This window comes from Roseivirga misakiensis (genome assembly GCF_001747105.1).
Taxonomy (GTDB): Bacteria; Bacteroidota; Bacteroidia; order Cytophagales; family Cyclobacteriaceae; genus Roseivirga; species Roseivirga misakiensis.
The window spans coordinates 226,601-243,037 of record NZ_MDGQ01000004.1 but is presented as its reverse complement, the minus strand read 5'-3'; the positions used below and the strand labels follow the sequence as shown (position 1 = coordinate 243,037).

Here is a 16,437-nt window from a genome sequence, read left to right as displayed (position 1 = left end):
TTATGGATTCTGAAAAGGCACTGAAAACATTAAATGTTCGTAGTGTCTGGATACCTGTCATTATTGGCCTTGGTATAGTAGTGGCACTTGCCATTACCGATGATCGCCTCAATGTCGAAACTCTAGGCCTTATCAAGGATATAAGTCCCATTGCCTTGGTAGTAAGCGTCTTTGTGTTGCTATCAAAAGACCTCGTGAACATGGCGAGGCTAAAGTTTTTGTCCAAGAAGTCTGTGTTTTGGGCAAGCGCCATTCGGATCATCTTTTTGTGGGAGTTTGCCATAGCTGTTACACCGCCCGTTTTAGGCGCCACAGGGGTGCTCGTTTACATTATGTTTAGGGAAAAGCTCTCGTTTGGTACAGCGCTGGCTTATACTTTACTGTTAGCCACTTTCGATAATCTCTTTTTTCTCACCGCATCACCTTTAGCCATACTCATTTCCAATGGTGCTGTTTTACCCGATAGCACAGCAGCGACAAATAACTTGGGCCAAAGTATTAGGTCTTTATTTTGGCTCAGTTATGCTTTAATCGCCGTCTATACCTCTTTTATGCTCTCGGCGGTATTACTTTTTCCAAAAGCGATCAGAAGATTAACTGCTTGGGTAATGAATCTGAAATGGCTTAAAAAATGGCGTCTAACAGTTTTAAAGCAGGCTGATGACTTGTTGCTAGTTTCTCAAATTCTGAAAGGGAAATCTGTAAAGTTTTGGCTGACGATTTTGGGCATAACCTATCTAGTTTGGATACTAAAATATAGTGTGCTGAACGGATTAGTTTCGGGTTTCGCGGAGCCAACTTTAATGGATCAGGGTATTTTACTTGGAAGGCATTTAATCATGTGGATCGTCTTGCTTGTCTCGCCTGCTCCGGGAAATGCAGGTGCGGCAGAACTTATATTTCCGTTGTTTTTCGAGGACTATCTAAAGGACTACACTTTTATATGTTTGCTCATCTGGCGATTGTTAAGCTATTATCCCTACCTATTGATCGGCGCGTTGATTTTACCTAAATGGATAAGGGGAGCTAAATCTTAAGTTGTCACACTAGTCAAGGCAAAAACTTGATTTTTTTAAAAATGAGACCCCTTACCAAATTCTATTTCCTGTTAGTTTTCTTTGGCTTGTTACAGACCGATCTCTTTGCTCAAAGTGTACGAACGATAAAAGGAGTAATTAGGGAAAAAGAGAGTGGACAAGTCATACCATTTGCGACTATTAAACTGAAGGGAGTTAATCAAGGCACCATTGCCGATGAAATGGGAGAGTTCAGCCTAAACGTAGGAGAACAAGAATCGGAAAGCACATTAATAGTTAGATGTCTGGGGTATCAGGCTTTGGAAATTGACGTCAGCAGTTTGTCCAGCGAAGAAAACAATCAGATTGAATTGGCAAGAGAGGCTATCGATTTAGGAGCAGTATTAGTGTCGGACGATAATAAGCTAAAGCCAAAGGATTTATTGAAGGAGGTCATATCTCGAATTCCAATTAACTATAGAACAGAGTCTTTTACTTATGATGCCTATTATCGAGAAAGAGTGACCGAAAATGGACTAGATATACGTTTTGTTGATGCCGCAGTGACCTTTACACAAAAGGGCTACAGCGGGAAGCCAAGTAAGAGTAAAGCCGGCTATTGGTCTATAGTGCCACTAGGCAACAGCGCTGAGGGCATTATGATGGGTAGTGTAGACGATTTTTACGAGGAGGTTTATGCAAACAATAGGTTTCATGATCATTTTGGGCATATCCCTACAACTGATAATACTGTCTTGATTCACGAATCTCGTCGTAATATAGACCAATCAAAGCATGGTGTATTGGCTAATAGTGAAGGTGGTCCACTGAGCACGCTGGACAAAGACTTGATCTTAGACCTTGATTTATTCTTGCGAAAAAGTCATTTCGGAAAATACATTTATGACCTCCTTGAGGTTCCTAATGAGGAAGGTGACTGGGATTACTTGATAAATTTCAGACCGAAGAGACCCGCGCTAAGTGTGGCGAAGGTTGCTTCTATGAGAACATCAAATAAGAGAATTATGCGGTCAGATATCTTGAGTGGGTCAATTAGGATTGATAAAGAAAGTCTCGCCGTCAAATCTATCTCACTTGGAGTTGAGAATGATTTCAGAAGGCATATTTGTAGTTTCAAGTCTCAAGCTCTTAAACACTTTGGTTACCAAGTAAACATCGTTTATAAAGAGAATGATGGAAAATGGCAAGTCGATAAGGTTTCTAGAAAGCATGAGTTTATCTTCATAGATGAAGAATTGAATACGACTACACCCTATTCATCAATTGCGGAAATTACCGTAACTGAACCAATCTCTGAAATCTCGAACGTACCGTTAAGCAAAAGCTTTGTTAATGTTTGGACTAATGTATTGTTCGACTACAATCAGCACTATAACGCTTCTTTTTGGGAAGGTTATGAGAAAAAGTATCCAGTAGCTAAAATTTCAGACCCAATCAGGTCGAATCTATCAATGGAAACAAGTCTAGAATCACAGTTTCAATTGGCCGCTGGTACCAAAAATTAGGTTTGGCTAAGTTTTGGGCATAAAAAAAGCGGCCATAAGCCGCTTTAAATTCAATTCTCGAAAACTTAGAATCTCTCAGACATAGAGAAATAGAAGTTTCCTTCGATAGCCGCGTTTTCGTCAGAGTCAGAACCGTGAACGGCGTTTTCTCCAATCGACTTAGCATATATTTTACGAATAGTTCCTTCAGCAGCGTCTGCTGGATTAGTAGCACCAATTAAAGTTCTGAAGTCTTCAACCGCGTTGTCTTTTTCAAGAATTGCAGCCACAATAGGTCCAGAAGACATGTACTCTACAAGCTCACCATAAAAAGGTCTTTCTTTATGCACTTCATAGAATTTACCAGCCAACTCATTAGTCAGTCTAGTATATTTCATTGCAATGATTTTAAAACCCGCTTCTTCGATCATTTTTAAGATCCCTCCAATGTTGCCGTCTGCTACTGCATCAGGCTTAATCATTGTGAATGTTCTGTTAGTTGCCATAACTTTATATATAGTTCCTTTTTTAAAATTCGAGCGCAAAAATAGGGGATAATTTTAAAAATGATATGGCTCTAATATGAATCTTTCGATGACTTAATATTCTGATAATCAATAAGCCTTTGATTGTTTGGTATGTGATTTCTTGACAACTTTGCCGATTCTTTGACAATCGGCTTCGGTCGCAACTGTTGCATGGAAGATATAGACTTACTAAAAACCCAGCTCAACAATCCGAGCAAAATAGTAATTACAACGCATCATAAACCTGATGCCGACGCCTTGGGATCTTCCCTAGGTATGGCCAACTACCTGATCAAAAAAGGGCATCGAGTACAAGTAATTACACCTTCTGAATACCCAGCTTTTCTTCATTGGATGAAAGGCAACGATGATGTTCTAATTTACTCGGACGAGGCACATGCCAAATGCGAGGAATTGATGGAAAAGGCCGACATAATTATGACACTCGACTTTTCTGTCTTAAGCCGAATCAATGTACTCGGTGAAATGGTGAGGTCGGCTAAAGGCTTTAAAATTAATGTGGACCATCACCTAGATCCAGAAGATTTTGCAGACTTCCGATTGTGGAATACAGGTGCGGCTGCTACTTGTGAGTTGTGTTATGAGCTTATTATAGCCTTGGGAGATGAAAATCTTATAGATAAGGATATAGCCGAATGCCTTTATGCTGGAATTCTCACAGATACTGGTGGATTCAGACACCCAAACACGACTCAAAATGTGCATGAAGTAGTTTCTAAACTTATCGCACATGGTGCAGACAATAGCAGAATTTCAAAGAACATCTATGATAAGAATTCTGTAGACCGTTTACGATTCTTGGGTTATGCACTCAACCAAAATCTGGAGGTGCTCATGGATAAACGTGTTGCTTTTTTCGCTCTTTCACAAGAGGAGCTAAGGCAGTACAACTCAAAAACAGGAGACACTGAAGGTTTAGTAAATTATGCCCTATCTATTGAGGGTATTACCCTCGCTGCATTGTTTAAAGAAGCAGACGACGGTATAAAAATTTCTCTTCGATCAATTGGTGAATTTCCGGCCAACGAAATGGCTGGCAGATTCTTCAACGGAGGAGGCCATAGAAATGCTGCCGGAGGCAAAGTGGAAACATCACTTGCCGAAGCGGTAGATTTATTTAAAACGGCTATCGAAGAGTATAAAGAAGGCTTGCAAGAAGAATACAAAAAGGTATGAGTAGGAGGTTAACGTGCTGTTTTTTATTGGTCTTAGGCGTCATTTTTGGCTGTAATAAGACACCCGAATTCACACAGCTAGAATCAGGCTTAGGTTTTCGATATGTCGATCAACTTGAAGGAGAAAAGCCGAAGGTCGGAGACTTAATGAAAGTAAAAATGAGCCATTATTTGGGAGATTCTCTCATTTATGAGTCAAGTAAAGACGGAATTTATCTAAACCCCTATACAGGTACTCCGCCTAAGCTTAGCGAAGCACTAAATCTATGTGGTGCAGGCGATAGTGTCCAGGTCCAAATGTCTTTGGGAGAATACGGGCGAATGATCCAAATGCCGATGTCTCCAAGAATGGATACCAGTAGACTAGTTACTTGGAACATCAGAGTGGACGAAATCGAGAACGAATCGATCATTCTAGAGCGACTTACTAAAGAACAAGCGGAAACAGATGAGAAATTAATTAATGATTACATCGTTAAGAATAATTTAGAAGCCAATTCCACTGAAGAAGGCGTCTATTATGTAATTTCGCAAGAAGGAGATGGCCAGTTTCCAAAGCCTGGAGACAATGTTTTTGTAAACTACACGCTCACGAGGTTAGATGGTTTCGTGGTTGATACAAGTCGAGAAGACGTAGCCAGAGCCAATAATCAGTACAGCGATAGAAGAACCTATGTGCCGTATGGTTTCGAGCTTGGCACTAGAGGCATAATTCAGGGATGGAATATTGGGCTTCAAAAGTTTAGTAAAGGAGCAAGAGGCACATTATTTGTACCTTCGGCATACGGTTACGATACCAGAGGGAAAGGTGCTGAGGTACCGCCTAACACTGTTTTGGTTTTTGATATTGAACTAGTAGACATTAAGTAAATGAAGAGATTAGCATACATTTTTACAGCAGTAATTGTTCTGTGCTCCGTTTCATGTGATTCGGATAATGTATTTGATGAAGCAGAGCAACTAGAAATTGATATTGCCTTGATTAACGATTACTTGGCGGAAAACAATCTAACGGCGGAAGTAGACGAGGAGAGCGGTCTTCGCTACATCATTCAGCAAGAAGGAACGGGCGATAATCCTGACTTTGGCGCTACAGTTTTTGTGCACTACACGGGGACCCTTTTAGATGGAACTCAATTTGACACCTCTGAGGGAGGAGACGCATTTTCTGTAGTTATTGGGCGAGGAAACGTGATCCAGGGATGGGATATCGGTTTAAGAAAACTGAAAGTTGGCTCTGTCGCTACCTTTTTAATTCCATCACGTTTGGGCTACGGCACCAACAGACAAGGCTTACTTATTCCGCCAAACTCGGTGCTACTCTTTGAAGTTCGAGTGACGGACATCCGCTTCTAAGCTTTAATAGACACTTTACCATGAAACTCTGTTTTGCGACTAATAACGCGCACAAACTGGAAGAGGTCCGCCAGATACTTGGTGATCGGTTTGAGATAGTTTCCCTCAAGGACATTGGATTTGAAGGAGAATTGCCTGAGACCCACGAGACTTTGGAAGAAAATTCACTTGAAAAGGCAGAATATCTTTACGAACGATTTCAAATGCCAATTTTCTCTGATGACTCAGGATTAGAAGTCCAAAGTTTAGCGGGAAGGCCTGGTGTACATACGGCACATTATGCGGGAGATAGAAACGCGCCTAAAAATATGGCTAAGGTTCTAGAAGAACTCAATGGACATGCCGATCGCCAAGCACAATTCAGAGCGGTGGTAACCTACATCGATACCTCTGGGGTTAAGCAATTCGAAGGCATCATAAAAGGCCATATTGCCCCCGAGATGACGGGTGTGGATGGATTCGGCTATGACCCTATTTTCATTCCAGAAGGCTATGATCGTACTTTCGCCCAGCTTTCTGCTGATATTAAGAATACTATGAGCCACAGAAAAAGATCAGTCGAAAAGCTGGCTCAACATTTAAATGCGCTAAATTAATCTCTAAGCTTTCTATTTTTGCACCATGGAGAAACCATTCATAATTGGTATAACAGGGGGTAGTGGTTCTGGTAAGACTCGATTCTTAAAAGAGCTACTCAGTGGGTTTGATGGTCGATATGTGACTTGCATTTCGCAAGATGATTACTACCGGCCAAGAGAATACCAATTGGTTGATAAGAACGGCGAGTTGAATTTCGATCGGCCTGAATCGATCGATTATGAGCATTTTGCGAGTGATTTACGCGCTTTAAGCGAAGGTAAAGCCGTAGAAAAGCTCGAATATACCTTCAATAATCCGGATGTAGAACCCCAAAAACTAGTTCGAAAATCGGCACCAGTCATCTTGGTCGAGGGAATTTTTATATTTCATTACCAGAAGATTTCTGAACTTATCGATCTCAAAGTATTTATCGACGCGAAAGATTACATCAAACTACAAAGAAGGCTCAAGCGAGATAGAGAAGAAAGAGGTTATGATGCAGATGACGTTCTTTACAAATACGAGAATCATATTATGCCTTCTTACCATAAATACATTGCGCCTTACAAGGAGGAGGCCGACTTAGTGGTACCGAACAACAAGGACTTTGACAAGGCATTAATGGTCATTAGAAGCCTCATTGACAGCAAAATAATCGAGCAACAGTGATGTTTCTTCGATCGATTTAGTAAATTCGTGCCGCTGAATGAAAAGCCCGATTCAAATATCGAATATCAAAAAATCACTTTTCTTCCTGATGGGGATTTTAGTGGCGGTGTTTGTGGTGTCGCAAGAAATTGTGGATTACCATTGTACGCAGATATGCGAACAAATTGAATCTACAGAAGAGGAAAGCAATGACAAGCCAGATCAGGATGTAGTTTATTCATTGACTACTCAGGTATTATTACCTGCTAATATTCTTCAAATTGAGCCTTTTCAAGCTGTTTTTATCGGAGAAGTGATTCGAGAAAAAGAAGAGAAAAGAGTTTTTCTTCCTGAAATTTCCCTGCACGATTCCCCACATTACCGAACCTTATTTCGGAATATACAATCCCCTAACGCGCCATAGTTAGGCCACATTGGTTCTGTCAGGAACCGCACGCTTAGCGCTTTCACGGCGCCAATACAGTTAAAATCTTTTTGAATAATCTATATATCACTAATGAAAAATAAGAATACGATTGTCTTTCTGACCGTCATTATTACAATGCTCTGCTTGTACTACTTGTCTATTACCTTCTATTCTAGAGGTATTCAAGCAGATGCGATTGAATACTCTACAGACGAAAATGGGGTAATTGATCAAACAAAGAAGCAAGCATACCTTGATTCTATTTGGATGGAACCTGTACTGAATATTTTAGGTGCAGAGTTTACTTACAAAGAAATCAAGGATATCGAATTAAACCTTGGACTTGACCTTCAAGGCGGTATGCACGTTACGCTAGAAGTATCGCCAGTAGAAATAATTAAGGGACTTTCTGGAAACAGTCAAGACCCAGATTTTCTTAAAGCGATCGACTTAGCGCTAGAGCGTCAAAGAAATAGCCAAGCGCCGTTCACATCTTTATTCCAAGATGCCTACAACGAATTAAGCCCAGGTGGAAGACTAAGCAATATCTTCGCTAATGCGGCTAACAAAGGAAAGATCACATTTGAATCTTCAAACGACGAGGTAATGAGCCTCATTGGAGAAGAAGTTGATCAATCGATTGATCGTGCTTTCCAAATTTTAAGAACAAGAGTTGACCGTTTTGGTACTTCTCAACCAAATATCCAGCGACTTCAAGGTACTGGTAGAATTCAAATTGAGCTTCCAGGTGTAGATAACCCACAAAGGGTGAGAAAACTACTTCAGGGTGTTGCAAAACTTGAGTTTTGGGAGGTATACAGAGAGCAGGAGATTAATTCTACTTTGAGAATTATTAACGATGAGTTATTAAAATTAGAGAAAGAAGCAGCAACGGTTGCTACTACTGATTTAAGCACAGAATTAAAGCCAGCCGATGGCGATGCCGATAATACCCTTGAAGCACAACTTGCTCAACAAGCGGATAGCTTGTCTAATGACTCTACGGCTACGCAAACACCTGGTGTTTCAAGCTTTATTTCATTAAGACAGAATTATCAAGGTCTTGCCGGGTTCTACTACAACATGGCGGACACTGGAAAGATTAATACAATCCTGAAAAACGAGAAAATTGCCCAGCTGATTCCGAATAACCTTTCATTTAAGTGGAGTGTAAAAGCTGAGGAGGAAAACTCTGAAATCCTTCAACTTTATGCAATCAAGTCTACTCGAGGCGAAGCGCCTTTGACTGGTGAAGTTATCACTGATGCACGCCAAAGCTTAGATGAGAGAGCAAGACCTGCTGTAAGCATGCAAATGAACGCACTAGGGTCTAAGAAATGGAAAAATTTAACTGGTGCTAATATCAATAGACAAATCGCGATTGTACTAGATAACTATGTTTATACTGCGCCAAATGTAAATCAAGAGATTGCTAATGGTAACTCTCAAATCAGTGGAAACTTCACACCAGAAGAAGCCGATGATTTATCAAATATTCTAAAAGCAGGTTCACTTCCTGCACCCACCAGAATTGTAGAAGAGGCCGTAGTAGGACCTACGCTGGGTATTGAAGCGCAGAAACAAGGTATCTCATCTATTCTAGTAGGGTTACTGATTGTGGTAGTGTTTATGATTGCTTACTACGCTAAAGGTGGTGTGGTTGCCAATGTCGCTTTGTTGTTCAACGTATTCTTTATCATGGGAATCTTGGCCAACCTTGGTGCTGCATTAACACTTCCTGGTATTGCAGGTATTGTATTAACGATCGGTATGTCAATTGATGCCAACGTACTGATATTTGAAAGAATCAGGGAAGAATTAAGAAATGGGGTGCCGATGCTCCAAGCGATTAGTTCTGGTTATAAAAAGGCATACAGCTCTATTATAGATGCGAACGTGACAACATTCTTGACGGGTGTTATCCTTTATTCATTAGGTCAAGGTCCTGTAAAAGGATTTGCTGTCACCTTAATGATCGGTATTATCTGTTCTTTCTTCTCAGCGGTTTTCATCACGAGAGTGATCGTAACCTACATGACTAAGAAAGGTAATGACAGTAAAATTTCCTTCGAAACGCCATTCTCGAAAGGTTGGTTAAGAAATATCAACTTCGATTTCTTAGCAAAACGTCGATTGGCTTATATGATTTCTACTATCGTGATTGGTGTGGGTATTGTAGCCCTAACAACAAGTAGCCTAAGATTAGGTGTAGACTTTAAAGGAGGTAGATCATACGTAGTGAACTTTGACGAGCCGATGGTGGCATCAGAAATGAAGGCGGCCCTTGCTACTGGTACTTTTAGTGAGTCGGGAGTTGAAGTGAAGGAATACAATTCAAGTAATGTGCTTAAGATTACAACATCTTACAAAGTGGAGGAGGAATCTACTGCTGCAGATGATGAAGTAAGAGGTGCATTAGTAGCTGGATTAGCTTCGGCTACGGGTAAAACTTTCGTTGATGGCAAGTTAGAACCAGATGGAGGTGAGTTTACAATTGTAGGTTCTTCTAAAGTTGGTGCTACTATTGCCGATGACATTAAGAAGTCCTCTTACCAATCTTTCGGTTTAGCGATTATCGCGATATTCCTATACATCCTTATCCGATTCCGTAGATGGCAGTTCTCTCTTGGTGCGATTGTAGCCTTGGTACATGATGCGTTTATTGTGCTTTCTGCTTTCGCAATTATCGGATGGTTTGGTATCAGTTTCGAAATCGACCAAGTATTCATTGCAGCCCTATTAACTATCATTGGTTACTCCATAAATGATACCGTGGTAGTATTTGACCGTATTCGTGAAAACTTACAATTGAAAGGATCGAAGGACTTAATTGGTACATTCAATGAGTCTATCAATTCAACCATTAGTAGAACATTAATCACATCAATGACCACTTTAATTGTGGTACTTGTATTGTTCATCTTTGGTGGTGAGGTGTTAAGAGGCTTCTCTTTTGCCTTATTGATTGGTATCCTTGTAGGTACTTACTCTTCAGTTTTTGTGGCAACACCAATTGTAGTTGACTTGACTAAGAAAACTTTAGGTGCAGCTGCTGATAAGGAAAAAGAAGCGGCGAGAGCAAGAGCATCCGCCAAAGCAGAAGCGACTGCACAGCAAGGGTAATAATCCTTAATCATTTATAAAAAGAAGCCCTTCAGATATCTGAGGGGCTTCTTTTTTTTGGCTAATTTTTTTTGACTGAGCATATCAGATTTCTTCTACGATGAAGAATCCGTCATCACCAGCAGACTGATAAAGTGGCATGAAAATTCGACCATCAACGGGAGCGCATATCGAGCCGTTTTTGTCTGTAGCTAATGGTTCACCTTTCTGAACCGACTGGAAACTCTCAAAGCCTTCATTCATTTTAAAACCATCATTAATTTTAACTCCATGTCGGTAAATAACTCGGAGTAAAGAAGGTAGATTTTCGCTTGGATCAATGAGTGGTTTTGGCTGATCTGTCAGTGGAATTATGCCCGAAAGCTGGAGTAATTGCCAAATTCCCTCGGCATGAATATCAATCGCTTTGGCTGAGCCTATTTGTCCGCCTTCGAAGGCAAATGAAACAACATCATCCGAAGAGTAATACTTCAAGAGTGTCGTGCCTTCCAAGTAATCGTCCAAATTGGTGATCATCGGGAGACCTAACTGTTTGGCTATTGTAGAATCGTCGACTTTTCCTGGATAGACTAAGAAATTGCCATTATCAGCTGAAGTTGTATGCAAATCAATAACATATTTCTGCTGATAATCTTCTGAAATCACTTCATTAATCAGGTGGTACAGTTCTACAAGCTCTTTGTCTTCGTTGACTAATTTACCAGTATTGGATAAGCATTTTTGAATGTGCTCATCCGTCCAGCAACGGTTCAAATCATGGTCAATAAAGCGTTTTTGCTCCTGAATGGCCTTCAAATTTCCGGCAATTCCAATAACCTTTCCATTGATTTCGAAACTACCGCTATTAAGTCTTTTGAAGGTTCTCTCTATAGCTTTGACACCTTCTTTCTCGTTGCCATGAATGCTACCAATCAATATGATTAATACTTCGTTACTGACACCGCTTTTCGACTCAATTATTCTTCTCATTTAATGGCTTGCGTACACTTTTTGACAGCTGCTATCTATGAATTTATCGGCTGTAGTTAGGCGCTTCTCTAGTAATGAAAATATCGTGTGGATGGCTTTCTTTGGCTCCTGCTCCAGTGATTTTTACAAACTTGGCTTCTTGCATTTTTTCTATGGTTCCAGCACCACAGTAACCCATACCAGCTTGTAGTCCGCCAACCAACTGATACAGTACTTCTTGTACTAAACCTTTGAAAGGCACGCGACCGACGATTCCTTCTGGCACTAATTTCTTAATGTCGTCTTCGGCATCTTGGAAGTAACGGTCTTTAGAACCATCTTCCATGGCTTCAACAGAACCCATTCCTCTGTAAGACTTAAACTTTCGGCCTTCGTATAGGATAACTTCTCCTGGTGCCTCTTCAGAACCAGCTAACAATGAGCCAATCATAATAGTACTAGCACCGCCAGCAATTGCCTTCACAACATCGCCGGAATAGCGAATACCGCCATCAGCAATAATTGGAACACCAGAACCTTTAACGGCTTTGGCACATTCATATACCGCAGAAAGCTGTGGCATTCCTACGCCTGCAATAATTCTTGTTGTACAAATACTACCGGGTCCTACACCTACCTTAATCGCATCAGCGCCAGCTTCCACTAGAGCTTTTGCGGCTTCCGCAGTGGCAACATTACCAACGATAACATCTAAGTCTGGATAAGCAGCTTTAATTTTTTTGGCTGTATCAATTACCCCTTTAGAATGGCCGTGCGCTGTGTCGATACTTACGACGTCTACACCAGCCTTGATTAGGGCAGCAATTCTATCTTCAATATCAGGTGTTACACCTACCGCAGCACCTACTCTTAACCTGCCAAACTGATCTTTACAGGCATTAGGCCTATCTCGATTCTTAAGAATATCTTTATAAGTAATCAACCCTGTTAACTTCCCGTTTTCATCCGTGATCGGAAGTTTTTCAATTTTATATTCTTGAAGAACTCCTTCAGCGTCATCAAGACTAATCCCCATTTTGCCCGTGATAAGGTTTTCTTTAGTCATGATTTCCCGAACAGGCTTTTTCATGTTTTTGATAAAGCGCATGTCGCGGTTAGTCACTATACCAATCAAGACGCCATCACCATCTACTACTGGAATTCCGCCAATTTTATTTTCGCGCATCATACGCTCAGCTTCCATAGCAGTGCTATCTACATGCAAAGTGACTGGGTCCAGGATCATTCCACTTTGAGAACGCTTTACCTTTCTAACTTGTAAGGCTTGTTGCTCCACAGTCATGTTTTTATGAATGAAGCCAAGTCCACCTTCTAGCGCCATGGCAATAGCCAATTTGTGCTCAGTAACAGTATCCATGGCGGCTGATACTAATGGAATATTCAGTTGAATATTCTTAGTTAACCACGTTTTTGTGTTAGTATCTCTTGGTAAAACTTCTGAATAAGCTGGGAGAAGAAGCACATCGTCGTAGGTGAGTGCTTCGAAAAGGAATTTGGATTGATCTTGGGGCATGGCAAATAATTGTTTTATTATTTGCGGGACAAAAGTACGTAGATGATTCGAATCTTAAAAACCTTGTTGCCGAAATAATTTGTATCGGTTTAGCCTTGAATGTTGCTAGCCGCGAAATGATTAAAAGACTAAGATTTTTCTTTTCGGATAAGGCTTTCTATTTGCCACTTATCCCATTCTTGCGGAATCACCAACAAGAAAATTAGCAGCATACTACGCCACATCACGTGGCTCATATCCCAGATTGGGGAGGTTAAACCATGTCCAAATGATACGATTAGAAGTACCAAGGCCAGCGCATAAAGGGCATAGTTTTTAAAAAGTCCTATAATGAGCAAGGCGCCGCAGATAAGCTCCGCATATGACGTGTAGTAAGCTGCAAATACAATCGAGAATTTGGGTAGAAATGTATCTTCGTAGGGTTTAAAGCTATTATAAACACCGTCGAGACCCCAAGTGAAGACCTTACCAATCCCCTGCATTAAAAATATAACGCCAAGTAAGACCCTTGCAAAAAAGGCAACTACTGTATGATTAAGCATGTGAATGATCCAAAACCTTGAAAGTATCTACTAATCTTTCCAAGTCGGACGCATCATTGTAGACATTCGGCGAGATTCGAATGGAATTTCCTCTGATGGACACAAATATCCGCTGCTCGGCAAACCTACGTTTCATATCTTCCATGTCCATGTGGTCAGGTAGTCGTAAGCCGAATAGGTGCTCGCCTCTGAAACTACTATCTTCTATGATTACACCCAGATTAACCAATTCATTGATATAAGGTGTGGTCATTTCTCGACAGTAATCCTGAATATTTTCCTGTCCCCATTCATTTACTTGAGCAATGGCTTTTGTCAGCATTGGGGTCAAAATAAAATTGGCACTTTCTCCGACCTCGTATCTGATAGACCCAGGCTGATATTGCTCTTGGTAATTAATGAGGTTACCAAAATCCTCACTATTGAGCCTATTCATCCAGTTATTCTCGATGGGAGAGCCGTCTTGAAAATACTCGCCAAAATAAGATACGCCAGAGGCATACGGCCCCATCATCCACTTGTAGCCAGCTGCTACCACGGCATCAGGTCTAAATTCTTTTACACTAAAGGGAAGTGCCCCAATAGATTGCGTACCATCAATAACGAGTATGGCCCCTACTTCATCGGCACGTTTTCGGATAGCCTTCAAATCAAATTTGGTTCCATCGGCCCAGTGTACATGGCCAGTAGCCACCATTTTTGTGTTACTATCAATGGCTTCTAATATCAGTTCATTCCATTTTTGACCTCTCCCTGTGGTTAAGTCTGGCGCTGAAACCACCTTCAATGCTATCCCTTTCTCTTTGGACAAAGTATCCCACGCATAGAAATTACTCGGGAATTGTTCGTCTGCGATGACGATGTTATCACCTTTTCCAGCTTTAAGGTTTTTGGCCACATTTGCTAGGGCGTAGGAAACGGATGGTGTAATCGCACAAGATCGCTCAGATGGGGCGTCAATAAGTTGGGCAAATTGCGCTCGCAGTCCGCTTGTATTATTGAAGAAGTCTTCTGGTTTATTCGTACTTGGATCGTCTTTCGAATAAATGGCCTCTACCCCAATTTGTGCAACAGATTTGAGCATGGGCGACATATAGCTACAGTTCAAATAGGTAATGTCGTCGGGAAGGTTGAATAAATGCTTTTGATTGGTGATCATCTTACTTCAATATTTTTTCAAGGTCTTGTTCAAAAGATACCTTTGGTTCTTCTAAAATCCGGGCAATCTCTTTTCCTTCTAGCATAAAGATTATGGTGGGAGTTTTCCTTATGTTAAAACCACTTTCTCTTCCTGCCACGCTTGTCTTATCTACGTCTAATGCATATAGTTCAAGCTGATCGGCTATTCCCAATTCTTCACAAACTCTGATCAGTCTAGGGATCTCGCGATTGCTGTCGTGGCACCAAGTACCCATAAAAGCAAGAATCTTTAAGTCTTTTAGCTTACGTCTCTTGATGTTTTTTAGGGTTTTTGTATCAACTATGTAGGTTTTATAGTTGGTGTTGAACCATACCTTATACGGCATTTTCTTTAGCCCTTCCTTGGTAATAGGCCCATTTAGGATTTTATCTACTCTTTTAGAAATACTTTCGGTTTCTAAATTATAGCTGGTTTCTTGTGCAGATGTAGCCAATGGGAAGATGACCATCAAAATCACTAGAATGATCACCGCTTTGTACATTTCCATATTAAATTCTTCTGAGTGAATATATCAATTAATCATATCTTTGGCGCTATGCAGTTCAACGAGATTTGGGATCAAATTGTATCTACGGCGCTAAGCATGGACTTGTGGGGAATTGCCGGATTCCTCTTTGGTTTACTTGCCGTTTACTTTCTCATTAAGGAGAGTATTTGGACTTGGCCATTCGGCATCCTTTACGTATTAGTCTCGTTTGTGGTTTTCTGGCAGGCCAGATTGTATGGCGATTTTTTGCTGCACATCTTCTTTCTAGTGCTAAATATTTATGGTTGGGTGTATTGGAGTAGGCCAAAGGATACCACCAAAAAGGAAGTCATTATTACCCATTCGAGTACACAGCAAATGCTGATCATGTTTGTACTGACTATTGTAGGCGTTTTTGTATTCGGAAAATTACTCCTCGCTATACCTAGTCAGTTCGAAGGGGTAGAACCGCCAGCTTTACCATATTGGGATAGTACAACCTCAATTTTGAGTGTTACAGGCATGTGGCTTACGGCTAGAAAAAAAATCGACAACTGGTATTATTGGTTTGTGGTCAACGTATTGGCAACGGGCATTTATTTTTATAAAGAACTATATTTTTATTCGCTCTTGTATTTCATATACATCGGTATGGCGATCGCGGGTTATCGTGCCTGGAAAAAAACAATGACACTGAATAGCTAATGATCACTATCGCTATTGTTGGTCCAGAAAGCACTGGAAAATCGACGTTGGCCCAAACCCTGGCCACATATTATGGTACCGTGAGTGTGCCAGAGTATTCAAGGGAATTCCTGACGGATTTAGGCCGACCTTATCGACAAGAAGACTTGCTTACGATCGCTAAAGGGCAACTTGAAAGTGAAAAGATCTATCGGAAACGAGCCAATGAAAGGCTGATTTTAGATACTGATCTCTTTGTGATAAAAGTTTGGAGTGAATTTAAGTACGGTAATTGTGATCCCTTCATTCTCCAATTACTGCAAATGAATTTGGCTGATTTTTATCTACTTACGTCGCCAGATATTCCCTACGAGGATGATCCATTAAGGGAAAGCCCGAATGATAGAGGCCGTTTATTTGATATATATCACCAAGAGCTAGTCGAAGCGAACGTAAGCTTTAAGGTAGTTCAAGGTTCACCAGAGTACAGACTTCGGCAATCTATTAAAGCCATAAGTGAAGTCATTTAGTGGAAATCTACTTTTGATCATTAACTTTGCACGCAATAGGGGGTGCCTTTACTCGACTAGTCGAGATTAAATACAGGCTGAGATTATACCCATTGAACCTGATGCAGATAATGCTGCCGCAGGGAGGTATGTTAAACAATTGTAGGGAGTGCTCC

The 16,437-nt window shown here is 40.8% G+C and carries 17 protein-coding genes and 1 riboswitch; of the genes, 11 read left to right on the top strand and 6 right to left on the bottom strand.

The features are described 5' to 3' along the window. The first annotated feature begins 2 nt into the window (after window positions 1-2). Window positions 3-1,037 carry a lysylphosphatidylglycerol synthase domain-containing protein gene (locus BFP71_RS07070; RefSeq protein ID WP_088124926.1) on the top strand — a complete coding sequence of 345 codons (1,035 nt, stop codon included), beginning with the start codon at window positions 3-5 and terminating at the stop codon, window positions 1,035-1,037. A 41-nt stretch (window positions 1,038-1,078) separates the two neighbouring features. Beyond that, a complete protein-coding gene (locus BFP71_RS07065; protein ID WP_069834788.1) occupies window positions 1,079-2,542 on the top strand; it encodes a carboxypeptidase-like regulatory domain-containing protein in 1,464 nt (487 codons plus the stop codon). A gap of 65 nt (window positions 2,543-2,607) precedes the next feature. Here the strand turns inward: BFP71_RS07065 and BFP71_RS07060 are convergent, their stop codons facing one another. Continuing rightward, window positions 2,608-3,027: a nucleoside-diphosphate kinase gene (locus BFP71_RS07060; RefSeq protein ID WP_069834787.1), complete on the bottom strand. Its 420-nt coding sequence runs from the start codon at window positions 3,025-3,027 to the stop codon at window positions 2,608-2,610. Between the two features lie 192 nt (window positions 3,028-3,219). On the opposite strand from BFP71_RS07060, the gene BFP71_RS07055 reads away from it, so the two are divergent. The 7 genes from BFP71_RS07055 to secDF all read left to right on the top strand — a co-directional run bounded on the left by BFP71_RS07055 (window position 3,220) and on the right by secDF (window position 10,377). Further along, a complete protein-coding gene (locus BFP71_RS07055; protein ID WP_069834786.1) occupies window positions 3,220-4,245 on the top strand; it encodes a DHH family phosphoesterase in 1,026 nt (341 codons plus the stop codon). Then, a complete protein-coding gene (locus BFP71_RS07050) occupies window positions 4,242-5,114 on the top strand; it encodes an FKBP-type peptidyl-prolyl cis-trans isomerase (protein ID WP_088124925.1) in 873 nt (290 codons plus the stop codon). Before BFP71_RS07055 ends, BFP71_RS07050 begins: the two co-directional genes overlap by 4 nt. Beyond that, window positions 5,115-5,600: an FKBP-type peptidyl-prolyl cis-trans isomerase gene (locus tag BFP71_RS07045; protein WP_069834784.1), complete on the top strand. Its 486-nt coding sequence runs from the start codon at window positions 5,115-5,117 to the stop codon at window positions 5,598-5,600. Between the two features lie 20 nt (window positions 5,601-5,620). Next, window positions 5,621-6,196 carry an RdgB/HAM1 family non-canonical purine NTP pyrophosphatase gene (gene rdgB / locus BFP71_RS07040; protein ID WP_069834783.1) on the top strand — a complete coding sequence of 192 codons (576 nt, stop codon included), beginning with the start codon at window positions 5,621-5,623 and terminating at the stop codon, window positions 6,194-6,196. A 25-nt stretch (window positions 6,197-6,221) separates the two neighbouring features. Continuing rightward, the gene (locus tag BFP71_RS07035; protein ID WP_069834782.1) at window positions 6,222-6,848 is read left to right on the top strand and encodes a uridine kinase family protein; all 627 of its coding nucleotides are present in this window, start codon (window positions 6,222-6,224) and stop codon (window positions 6,846-6,848) included. A 37-nt stretch (window positions 6,849-6,885) separates the two neighbouring features. Continuing rightward, window positions 6,886-7,251: a hypothetical protein gene (locus tag BFP71_RS07030; protein ID WP_069834781.1), complete on the top strand. Its 366-nt coding sequence runs from the start codon at window positions 6,886-6,888 to the stop codon at window positions 7,249-7,251. A gap of 93 nt (window positions 7,252-7,344) precedes the next feature. Beyond that, the gene (gene secDF, locus BFP71_RS07025) at window positions 7,345-10,377 is read left to right on the top strand and encodes a protein translocase subunit SecDF (protein WP_069834780.1); all 3,033 of its coding nucleotides are present in this window, start codon (window positions 7,345-7,347) and stop codon (window positions 10,375-10,377) included. A gap of 84 nt (window positions 10,378-10,461) precedes the next feature. Here the strand turns inward: secDF and BFP71_RS07020 are convergent, their stop codons facing one another. The 5 genes from BFP71_RS07020 to BFP71_RS07000 all read right to left on the bottom strand — a co-directional run bounded on the left by BFP71_RS07020 (window position 10,462) and on the right by BFP71_RS07000 (window position 15,089). Then, window positions 10,462-11,346, bottom strand: a complete 885-nt coding sequence (locus BFP71_RS07020; RefSeq protein ID WP_069834779.1) for a succinylglutamate desuccinylase/aspartoacylase family protein — start codon at window positions 11,344-11,346, stop codon at window positions 10,462-10,464. A gap of 43 nt (window positions 11,347-11,389) precedes the next feature. After that, the gene (guaB, locus tag BFP71_RS07015) at window positions 11,390-12,859 is read right to left on the bottom strand and encodes an IMP dehydrogenase (protein WP_069834778.1); all 1,470 of its coding nucleotides are present in this window, start codon (window positions 12,857-12,859) and stop codon (window positions 11,390-11,392) included. 128 nt (window positions 12,860-12,987) lie between these two features. After that, window positions 12,988-13,401 carry a DoxX family protein gene (locus BFP71_RS07010; RefSeq protein WP_069834777.1) on the bottom strand — a complete coding sequence of 138 codons (414 nt, stop codon included), beginning with the start codon at window positions 13,399-13,401 and terminating at the stop codon, window positions 12,988-12,990. Beyond that, window positions 13,394-14,560: an aminotransferase class V-fold PLP-dependent enzyme gene (locus BFP71_RS07005; protein WP_069834776.1), complete on the bottom strand. Its 1,167-nt coding sequence runs from the start codon at window positions 14,558-14,560 to the stop codon at window positions 13,394-13,396. Before BFP71_RS07005 ends, BFP71_RS07010 begins: the two co-directional genes overlap by 8 nt. A 1-nt stretch (window position 14,561) precedes the next feature. Continuing rightward, window positions 14,562-15,089, bottom strand: coding sequence for a thioredoxin family protein (locus tag BFP71_RS07000; RefSeq protein WP_088124924.1), 528 nt, complete (start codon window positions 15,087-15,089; stop codon window positions 14,562-14,564). 15 nt (window positions 15,090-15,104) lie between these two features. Between BFP71_RS07000 and pnuC the strand changes: the two genes are divergently transcribed. Continuing rightward, window positions 15,105-15,773, top strand: a complete 669-nt coding sequence (pnuC, locus tag BFP71_RS06995) for a nicotinamide riboside transporter PnuC (protein ID WP_141719706.1) — start codon at window positions 15,105-15,107, stop codon at window positions 15,771-15,773. Beyond that, the gene (locus BFP71_RS06990) at window positions 15,773-16,282 is read left to right on the top strand and encodes an AAA family ATPase (protein ID WP_069834774.1); all 510 of its coding nucleotides are present in this window, start codon (window positions 15,773-15,775) and stop codon (window positions 16,280-16,282) included. The genes pnuC and BFP71_RS06990 overlap by 1 nt, the downstream gene beginning before the upstream one ends. 28 nt (window positions 16,283-16,310) lie before the next feature. Next, window positions 16,311-16,425, top strand: a riboswitch (TPP riboswitch). Window positions 16,426-16,437 lie beyond the last annotated feature (12 nt).

What these genes read in the sequence shown, in the direction of transcription:
- BFP71_RS07020 (WP_069834779.1), bottom strand. Translation starts at nt 11,346, where the DNA reads ATGAGAAGAATAATTGAGTCGAAAAGCGGTGTCAGTAACGAAGTATTA.
- BFP71_RS07045 (WP_069834784.1), top strand. Translation starts at nt 5,115, where the DNA reads ATGAAGAGATTAGCATACATTTTTACAGCAGTAATTGTTCTGTGCTCC.
- BFP71_RS07055 (WP_069834786.1), top strand. Translation starts at nt 3,220, where the DNA reads ATGGAAGATATAGACTTACTAAAAACCCAGCTCAACAATCCGAGCAAA.
- BFP71_RS07035 (WP_069834782.1), top strand. Translation starts at nt 6,222, where the DNA reads ATGGAGAAACCATTCATAATTGGTATAACAGGGGGTAGTGGTTCTGGT.
- rdgB (WP_069834783.1), top strand. Translation starts at nt 5,621, where the DNA reads ATGAAACTCTGTTTTGCGACTAATAACGCGCACAAACTGGAAGAGGTC.
- guaB (WP_069834778.1), bottom strand. Translation starts at nt 12,859, where the DNA reads ATGCCCCAAGATCAATCCAAATTCCTTTTCGAAGCACTCACCTACGAC.
- BFP71_RS07010 (WP_069834777.1), bottom strand. Translation starts at nt 13,401, where the DNA reads ATGCTTAATCATACAGTAGTTGCCTTTTTTGCAAGGGTCTTACTTGGC.
- BFP71_RS07070 (WP_088124926.1), top strand. Translation starts at nt 3, where the DNA reads ATGGATTCTGAAAAGGCACTGAAAACATTAAATGTTCGTAGTGTCTGG.
- BFP71_RS07060 (WP_069834787.1), bottom strand. Translation starts at nt 3,027, where the DNA reads ATGGCAACTAACAGAACATTCACAATGATTAAGCCTGATGCAGTAGCA.
- BFP71_RS07030 (WP_069834781.1), top strand. Translation starts at nt 6,886, where the DNA reads ATGAAAAGCCCGATTCAAATATCGAATATCAAAAAATCACTTTTCTTC.
- BFP71_RS06990 (WP_069834774.1), top strand. Translation starts at nt 15,773, where the DNA reads ATGATCACTATCGCTATTGTTGGTCCAGAAAGCACTGGAAAATCGACG.
- BFP71_RS07050 (WP_088124925.1), top strand. Translation starts at nt 4,242, where the DNA reads ATGAGTAGGAGGTTAACGTGCTGTTTTTTATTGGTCTTAGGCGTCATT.
- secDF (WP_069834780.1), top strand. Translation starts at nt 7,345, where the DNA reads ATGAAAAATAAGAATACGATTGTCTTTCTGACCGTCATTATTACAATG.
- BFP71_RS07005 (WP_069834776.1), bottom strand. Translation starts at nt 14,560, where the DNA reads ATGATCACCAATCAAAAGCATTTATTCAACCTTCCCGACGACATTACC.
- BFP71_RS07065 (WP_069834788.1), top strand. Translation starts at nt 1,079, where the DNA reads ATGAGACCCCTTACCAAATTCTATTTCCTGTTAGTTTTCTTTGGCTTG.
- BFP71_RS07000 (WP_088124924.1), bottom strand. Translation starts at nt 15,089, where the DNA reads ATGGAAATGTACAAAGCGGTGATCATTCTAGTGATTTTGATGGTCATC.